The sequence below is a fragment of the Micropruina sp. genome (genome assembly GCF_047607385.1).
Lineage (GTDB): Bacteria > Actinomycetota > Actinomycetes > Propionibacteriales > Propionibacteriaceae > Micropruina.
In genome coordinates this window covers 1-7,322 of record NZ_JASGDE010000099.1, presented here as the reverse complement: position 1 = coordinate 7,322, position 7,322 = coordinate 1, and the positions used below count along the sequence as shown (strand labels likewise).

The following is a 7,322-nucleotide window of genomic DNA, read 5'->3' as shown; positions in this document are numbered from 1 at the left end:
GTGGCGGCCGGGTTCGGCCTCGGCGTCGCCAACTGCCAGTGCTACGACGGGGACGTCAGCGACGCGGCCTGGCGGGCCCGGGCCGCGCTGATGGCCGGGCAGGGCTGGAGCGTGGTGGCGGTCTGCGAGACCACCGAGGCCGGCCGGACGGCGATGCTGGCCGAACTCGGCCGGCGCACCGGGCACCTGTGGAAGACGGTGACGGTCAAGGGCAAGACGGTCGGCGTGCTGTTCGACTCGACGGTGTGGGCCTGGCGTCCGTGGCGCTCGGCGCTCTTCCCGGGATCGGCGTTCGGCCACGGCGTGGTCGCCGTCCCGCTGGTGCATCGCGAGACCGGGGGACGGGTCGGCCTGGCCAGCCTGCACGTCCGGCCGCGGAGCATCGCCACCACCGAGCAGAAGGACGCCGACATCGCCCGGGCGGCCGCCCTGGCCGACGACCACGGTGCCTGCGTCCTGGCCGGGGACTTCGCCCGCAACCAGCCGCGGCTGAACGGGTGGACCCGGGCCACCGCGCGGATCGACACGATGGACGCCGCCGGCGAGCAGACCGTGGACGCGGTCTTCGTCCGGGGCGGCATCGGGGCCGGGACGGCGACCATCGTCGACCCGAAGGCGCTGTCAGACCACACCTGGCTCGGCGTCCGGCTCACCATCCCGGGCACCAGCCTCTGAACCGGCGCCTCGGGACGGACGCCGCAGCGCCAGGTAGAGCGCGGCCAGTGCCGACACCCCGACCGGCCACAGCATCGGCAGCCCGATGCTGACCGCGAGGGCGACGGACGCCGCGGCGGCCACCGCCGCTCCCCGGCGGGCCCAGCCGGGGGGCAGCAGCCGGACCGCCGCGGCGCTGCCCAGCAGGTACACGGTGGTGAACGAACTGGTGGCCAGCAGCATGATCGTGGTCAGGTCCTGCCCGGTCGCGGCACAGACCGCCAGCGACAGCAGCCCGCCGCCGCCGACGATCAGCAGGCTGCGCCGGGGCACCTGACCGGCGTTGCTGCCGGCGGCGAACCAGGCCGGCAGGGCACCGTCCCGGGCCAGTGCCGCGCCGAGCTTGGCGGCGCCGGCGAAGAAGGTGTTCATCGTGCCGACGGTGAGCAGCACCGCCACCAGCGCGGTGGCCGGACGCGCCGCCGGCCCGATGCTCAACGCCATCAGGTCCGACAGCGGGGCCGCGCTGTCGCCGGCCGCCGCGCCCAGCACCAGGATCGTGGTGGCCGCCAGCGCCAGGTAGAGCACCCCGACGGTGACCAGGGCGATCGCGGTGGCTCGCGGCACGGCGCGGGCCGGGTCCCGGTACTCGGCGGCCAGCGACGACATCGCCTCCCAGCCGGCGAACGCCCAGACCAGCAGGCCGGCCGCGGAGGCCACCGAGCCCCAGCCGTGCGGCAGCAGCGGGCCGACCGCGTCCGGCCGGGCGTGCGGGATCGCCACCACCACGGTGAGCACCATCAGGGCGGCCAGGACGGCGGCCAGCGCCAGCTGCACCCGGCCGGACAGCCGCAGCCCGGCCGCGTTGAGCGCCCAGACCACGCCGATCAGCACCGCCGTGGTGGCCAGCTCGGTGACCCGGCCGCCGCCCAGGGCGTCCGCCACGTAGCGTCCGGCCATCATCGCCGCGGCCGGCGCCGCCGCCGGCACCGCGGTGTAGAAGCACCAGCCGACCATCGCTGCGGCCCGGCCGCCGAAGGCGCGGCGGACGTAGGTGGAGACCCCGCCGGCGTCGGGGTAGCGGGCGCCCAGGGCCGCGAAGGTGCCGGCCATCGGCAACGACAACAGGATCAGCGCCAGCCAGGACAGCAGGCTCGCCGGGCCGGCGATGGCCGCGGCCAGCGCCGGCAGGGTGAGGACGCCGGTGCCGAGGACCGCGCCGATGCTCAGCGCCGCGCCCTGGCCGACGGACAGATGCCCGGCGCCCTGGTCACCCTGTGTCATCTGCCTCGCCTCGTCCGAAAGTGTGTCGCCCGGCTCGCGGAGACTACACCGCGCCGGCGCGGGAGCGGCGCCACAGCAGCACGGCCAGGGCCAGGGCCAGCAGGCCGGTCAGCGTCCAGGCGCCGACGAAGACCGGGGTCGGCGCCAGGTCGCGCAGGGCGAACATGACGAAGTCGATCCCGGCGTGCGCGACGATCGCCAGCAGCAGGAACCGCGGGCCCTTCCGGTAGGCCAGCACGATCAGCAGTGCGAACACCAGGTGCGCCGCCATCGCGGGCAGCCGGTCCAGGCCGGTGCCGATGAACAGCAGCGGGTCGGCGGCGCTCAGCTGGGCCCGGGTCGCCTCGGGCACGGACGCCGGCGCCAGCAGCAGGCTGAACGTGCCGACCAAGTAGGGCAGGCCGAACATGATCGCCTCGGTCCCGCCGTGCCCGATCCCGGCGGCGATGCCGCCGTCGGCGTCCCGGTGCCGGCGCAGCGAGCCGATCCGGAACGACAGCCAGCGGGCCAGTTCCTCGCAGACGCCGTAGGTGAGCGCGGTCAGCCCGAGGGTGAGTAGCGGCGCCAGGCCGAGGCGGGGGTAGACGACGGCGGTCAGCGGGACGTTGACCACCAGGTTGAGCAGATAGCAGCCGGCGGCGATCAGCGGCACCGAGGCCGGCACGCCACGGCGCCGGCACCACCAGGCGGCAGCGGCCACCGGCAGCACGATCATCAGGGCGAGTTCGACGGCGACGGCGAGCAGTTGCGGGACGGAGAGGACCATGATCGTTCCTTGTCAGCGGCATTCGGGCAGGGCGGAGCCAGGGCAACCCGATGCGGGTTCCCAGGAGTGGCGGGGTGGGTCAGTGCGGCTGCTGGGCGGCGTAGCCGGCGGCGGCCTCGGCGAGGGCGCGCAGGGCGTCCAGGTGGCCGCGGAAGGCGGCCCGGCCCTGATCGGTGAGCGAGTACCAGGTGCGTGGCCGTTTGCCGACGTGACCCTTGGTGATCTTCAGGTAGCCGGCCGCCTCCAGGGCGCCGGCCTGTTTGGACAGCACCGAGTCGGAGACTCCGACGGTGTCGCGGACGAAGGCGAATTCCGCCCGGTCGAGGCCGACCAGGGTGGCCATGATCGAGAACCGGACCGGGGAGTGGAATTGCTCGTCGATGGTCACGGCCGGACGCCCGTCCGGCGCAGCACCGTCCAGCTGCCGACGGCGCAGGTCGCCAGCAGCGCCAGCCCGCCGGCCAGCCACCACGGCCAGGGCATCCGGTAGCTGCTGCCGATGACGACGGTGCCGGCCCAGAGCAGGGTCCACACCGTCATCACCCAGGCGTGGACGCGTCCGCCGCCGCGGACCATCGTCCGCTGCCGGCCGGCATAGATGCTGATCCCGGTGATCAGTGCGGCCCAGAGCACGGTCAGCACGATCGTCCAGACCAGTCCGCTGAGCACCCCGAAGGCGACGGCGATCAGCAGCGAGGCGACACCGAAGACCAGGTAGTAGCGGGCCAGCCAGCGGGCCGAACGGCCGCCCTGGCCGGCCAATTCGTCGGCATGGGCGAGGGCGAGCTGGTAGTTCGTGGGTTCCATACCGCCACCATAGCAAGTACTTTCCACATCGGAAAGTACTTTCCGAACGATCAGCCCGTTGCGCCGGTCAGGAACACCAACCCGCCCGCCGCGATCAGCACCAGCAGGCCGACCAGCAGGACGTGCACCCGGCCGTCCGGCAACAGCGCCCCGGAGAACAGCGCGGAGATGGTGCGGACCAGCCGCCGGCTGTGCAGCACGGTGACCACGCCGGCGATCACGGCGCTGAGCGCGGCCAGCGTGTAGCCGATCACCGGATGGGCCTCGACGACCAGCCGGGCGCTGACCAGGCTGGCGCCCAGCCCGGCCAGGTTGACCCGCTGCCAGGCCAGCGAGGTTCGTTCGGGCTGCAGCCCCGAATCCCAGATCCGGTCCGGACGTTCGGCGGGGCTGCTCATCAGCCGAGCAGGGTGAAGGCGGCCAGCCCGGCGATCAGCAGCAGGATCACCGACAGCATCGGCAGCACGGACGGACGGATCAGCGGCGCGCCGAGCCGCATCGCGCGCTCGTTGCGGGACCAGCGGGCCAGCCCGGTGAAGCCGCACAGCACGCCGCAGCCGAGCATCACCACGGCGGCCACGATGAACCGGCTGCCGGTGGCGGGAGCGAAGTGCGACAGCGCGGCGATGCCGAGGCCGGCGGTGACGAAGGCCAGCCCGGTGCGCACCCAGGCCAGGAAGGTGCGCTCGTTGGCCAGGCTGAACCGTGGGTCGGGCTCGTCGCCGACTCCGTACACCCACGCCGGCCAGCGGCCGCCGGAACCATCGGACTGCATGCGGGTGAGGATAGCGCCGCCGCGCCCGCTTCCCGGAGTGGGCCGGGACGGTCAAACCCCTGGACGTCTACACTCTCTGCTCACAGCGGGAAGGACACCCACAGTGAGTCAGAACGGACCTTTTCCGAGCGGCGGCAACTCCGACCCTCAGCAGCCGAATCAGCCGCCGGGCAACTACGGCAGTCCGGACGCCGGTGCCTGGCAGGGGACGCCCGCCGGTTGGGCCGGCCAGCAGCCGCCCAGCCAGCCGTCGGGTCCGCAGCCGCCCGCCGGTTGGCAGCCGAACCCGGGCTGGCCGCAGGGCCAGCAGCCGCCGGCCGGCTGGGGTCAGCAGCAACCCGGCCAGTACCCGGCGCCCGGCCAGTACGGCCCCGGCCCCTACGGCGGTGAGCAGCAGTACGGCGGCGACCAGTACGCCGCCGGCGGCTACGGCCCGCCCGGCCAGTACGGTCAGCAGCCCTACGGTCCGCAGCAGCCCTGGGGCACCCCGCCGCCCGCTCCGGCCCCGCCCAACCGGTCCAACCGGCTGCTCTTCGGGCTGATCGGCGGGATCCTCGCCGTGGTGCTGATCGGCGGCGTGATCTGGGCGGTGCGGAACAACAACAGCAGCAACAACAACCCTGCCGGCCCGCAGCCGACCAGTTCGACTGGTGTCCAGTCGGGCCCCGCCAAGGGGTCGGACGCCGTGCGCGCCTACTTGGAGGCACTGAACGCCGGGGATGCTGCCGCCGCGATCAACCTGAAAGGCGTGGCCCCGGAGGACAGCACCTTCCTGACCAACGCGGTGCTGGCCAAGGCGACCGCCGGAAAGATCACCAACATCACCGTTCCCGAGGTGGCCGATCCGAACGCCCGGGATATTCCGGCCAGCTACACGCTGGACGGAACTCCGATCTCCACCACATTCCCGGTGTATCCGTTCAACGGCCGATTCTGGCTGCTCAATATTGCTGCAGAGGTCGACATCTCCGACGTGGCGGAGTCGTGGGCACCGGTGAGTCTGGCCGGGGTGACGGCGAAATGGAAGTCGACGGTGAGCCTATTCCCGGGCGTGTATAAGGTCGCGTCCACCAACAAGAACCTCACCTACGGATCCACCACGATCGTCGTCCGCGACCTTGCCGAGCAGACGGCAGAAGCGGGCACGGTCTCGCTCAGTGCGGCGGGCAAGAAGGCCGTCTTGGCGGCGGCCAAGGAGAAGTACTCCTGGTGCCTGAGGCAGAAGTCGCTGGCTCCCTCAGGGTGCGGGTTCTACGTCACGGCCAAGCGCGGCCAAAAGGTGCGCACAGCCACGATCCGCTGGACCACGCGCAAGGGTGGAAAGGTCGGATCCGCCAAACTGAAGCTGATCAGCAGCGGAATCGTCGAGGGCAAGATGTCGACGACGACGGTGCATTTCTACGGCCTGAACGCCAAGCGCGCGGGGTGGTATTTCTACAAGGACGTGAAGATCAGAGGATTCGACGCCAAGCTGTCCGGGACGAGAATCACCGTTTCCTTCTGGCGATGATCGACGACTCGTTCTCCTGATCACTCCTCGGGGCCCTCGTCGTGCAGCTGGTCGATGTAGCACCAGCGCCAGTGCTCGCCCGGTTCGATCGAGCGCATCACCGGATGCCCGGTCTTCCGGAAGTGCAGGGCGGCGTGCTTGCCGGGTGAGGAGTCGCAGCAGGCGATGTGCCCGCAGGTCAGGCACATCCGCAGTTCGACCGGATCCTGGTCGGCGGCCACGCAGTCCACGCAGTCGCCGTGCGCCTCGAAGTCGACCTCGGCGGGCGCCGCGTCGAGATGGCTGCACGGTGCCTGGCCCACCGGACGCGGCGGCGCGTCCCGCACCTGTCGCTCCCGGTCCTCGCGGAACAGCAGGTTGGCCTCCTCGACGTCCAGTTCGGACAGCAGCGCGCTGAGCACGGCATGGTCGGCGAAGCCCCGGTCGCGGATCTCCAGCAGCTTGTCGCGTTCCGCGGCCAGTCCGACCAGGCGCAGCCGGCGGTAGGCCATCGCCCGGCTCTCGACGCCCTGCCGGGCGCGTCCCAGCCGCTCCCACTGCAGGTCGACGCGGCGCTTGGCGGACTGCTTCAGCCCGACCAGCAGTTCGGTGTCCTCCGGCCCGGCGCCGGCCTTCATCGCCTGGACGCCGGCCACCACCGAGCGCTGGGTGACCATCGCCTCCTGCAAGGCGTCCTCCCGCGGATCGGGGCCGCGGACGCCGAGCAGCCGGGCCACCAGCGGCAGGCTGAGGCCGTGGATCAGCAGCGTGCCGGCCACCGTGACCAGGGCGATCAGCAGCAGCACCGGCCGCAGCGGGGTCTCCTCCGGCAGGGTGAGCGCGGCGGCCAGGGTGACCACGCCGCGCATCCCGGCCCAGGAGATGATCGCCGCCTCCTGCCAGGGCAGCGATCGGTGCCGCCGGCTGAGGAACGGGCGGATCGCCATCACGTAGACGACCCGCAGCCCGATCACGGTGAGCAGCACCGCCACCGACACCCCGGCGATGGTCAGGTTGGAGAACGGGTAGGCGGCCGCGGCGTCCAGGATCTGGTGGGTGTGCAGGCCGATCAGCAGGAACACGGTGTGCTCCAGCACGTACTGGATGGTGGACCAGTTCATCCAGGTGGAGAGCCGGGCCGGCGCCGAGCGGACCACCGGGGTGACGTGCCCCACCATCAGGCCGGCGACCACCACGGCCAGCACGCCGGAGGCGTGGAAGCTCTCCGCCAGCGCATAGGCGGCGAACGGGATCAGGAAGGTCAGCGTGGTGCTGCTCAGTGGGTCGGTGAGTACCTTGAACAGCCAGATCGACACCTTCGCCACCAGGAAGCCGGCCAGCGGGCCGACCAGCACGGCCAGTGCGAAGTCGGTGCCCACCTCGGCGAAGGTGACCGAGGCGGCCAGGGCGCCGATCGCGGTGCGCAGGCTGACCAGGGCGGTGGCGTCGTTGAGCAGCGACTCGCCCTCCAGGATGGTGACCACCCGGCGGGGCAGCCCGGCGCGGCGGGCCCCCGCCACGGCCGCGACGGCGTCCGGCGGGGCGAC

Annotated in this window: 9 protein-coding genes; 2 read left to right on the top strand and 7 right to left on the bottom strand. The window is 72.4% G+C overall.

Features of this window, described 5'->3' with window-relative positions; translation table 11 throughout:
- Window positions 1-675: hypothetical protein (locus QM582_RS08985; protein WP_415083687.1), on the top strand; the 675-nt coding region annotated here is incomplete at its 5' end.
- On the opposite strand, the gene QM582_RS08980 is transcribed toward QM582_RS08985, so the two are convergent.
- From QM582_RS08980 to QM582_RS08955, 6 genes are all read right to left on the bottom strand, one after another.
- Window positions 622-1,938, bottom strand: a complete 1,317-nt coding sequence (locus QM582_RS08980; protein ID WP_415083686.1) for an APC family permease — start codon at window positions 1,936-1,938, stop codon at window positions 622-624. The genes QM582_RS08985 and QM582_RS08980 overlap by 54 nt on opposite strands.
- Before the next feature lie 43 nt (window positions 1,939-1,981).
- Window positions 1,982-2,704, bottom strand: coding sequence for a YhfC family glutamic-type intramembrane protease (locus QM582_RS08975; RefSeq protein WP_415083684.1), 723 nt, complete (start codon window positions 2,702-2,704; stop codon window positions 1,982-1,984).
- Between the two features lie 79 nt (window positions 2,705-2,783).
- Window positions 2,784-3,092, bottom strand: coding sequence for a winged helix-turn-helix domain-containing protein (locus QM582_RS08970; protein ID WP_415083683.1), 309 nt, complete (start codon window positions 3,090-3,092; stop codon window positions 2,784-2,786).
- The gene (locus QM582_RS08965; RefSeq protein WP_415083681.1) at window positions 3,089-3,511 is read right to left on the bottom strand and encodes a hypothetical protein; all 423 of its coding nucleotides are present in this window, start codon (window positions 3,509-3,511) and stop codon (window positions 3,089-3,091) included. The genes QM582_RS08970 and QM582_RS08965 overlap by 4 nt, the downstream gene beginning before the upstream one ends.
- A gap of 50 nt (window positions 3,512-3,561) precedes the next feature.
- On the bottom strand, window positions 3,562-3,909 hold the full coding sequence (locus QM582_RS08960) for a DUF202 domain-containing protein (RefSeq protein ID WP_415083679.1): 348 nt from the start codon (window positions 3,907-3,909) through the stop codon (window positions 3,562-3,564).
- Window positions 3,909-4,286: a YidH family protein gene (locus tag QM582_RS08955; protein WP_415083677.1), complete on the bottom strand. Its 378-nt coding sequence runs from the start codon at window positions 4,284-4,286 to the stop codon at window positions 3,909-3,911. The genes QM582_RS08960 and QM582_RS08955 overlap by 1 nt, the downstream gene beginning before the upstream one ends.
- A 103-nt stretch (window positions 4,287-4,389) precedes the next feature.
- On the opposite strand from QM582_RS08955, the gene QM582_RS08950 reads away from it, so the two are divergent.
- Complete coding sequence (locus tag QM582_RS08950) at window positions 4,390-5,796, top strand: hypothetical protein (RefSeq protein ID WP_415083676.1); 1,407 nt, start codon at window positions 4,390-4,392, stop codon at window positions 5,794-5,796.
- A 20-nt stretch (window positions 5,797-5,816) separates the two neighbouring features.
- Here the strand turns inward: QM582_RS08950 and QM582_RS08945 are convergent.
- Window positions 5,817-7,322: cation:proton antiporter (locus QM582_RS08945; protein ID WP_415083674.1), on the bottom strand; the 1,506-nt coding region annotated here is incomplete at its 5' end.

Coding starts and splice junctions, on each gene's coding strand:
- QM582_RS08960 (WP_415083679.1), bottom strand. CDS start 3,909: ATGAGCAGCCCCGCCGAACGTCCGGACCGGATCTGGGATTCGGGGCTG.
- QM582_RS08975 (WP_415083684.1), bottom strand. CDS start 2,704: ATGGTCCTCTCCGTCCCGCAACTGCTCGCCGTCGCCGTCGAACTCGCC.
- QM582_RS08980 (WP_415083686.1), bottom strand. CDS start 1,938: ATGACACAGGGTGACCAGGGCGCCGGGCATCTGTCCGTCGGCCAGGGC.
- QM582_RS08965 (WP_415083681.1), bottom strand. CDS start 3,511: ATGGAACCCACGAACTACCAGCTCGCCCTCGCCCATGCCGACGAATTG.
- QM582_RS08955 (WP_415083677.1), bottom strand. CDS start 4,286: ATGCAGTCCGATGGTTCCGGCGGCCGCTGGCCGGCGTGGGTGTACGGA.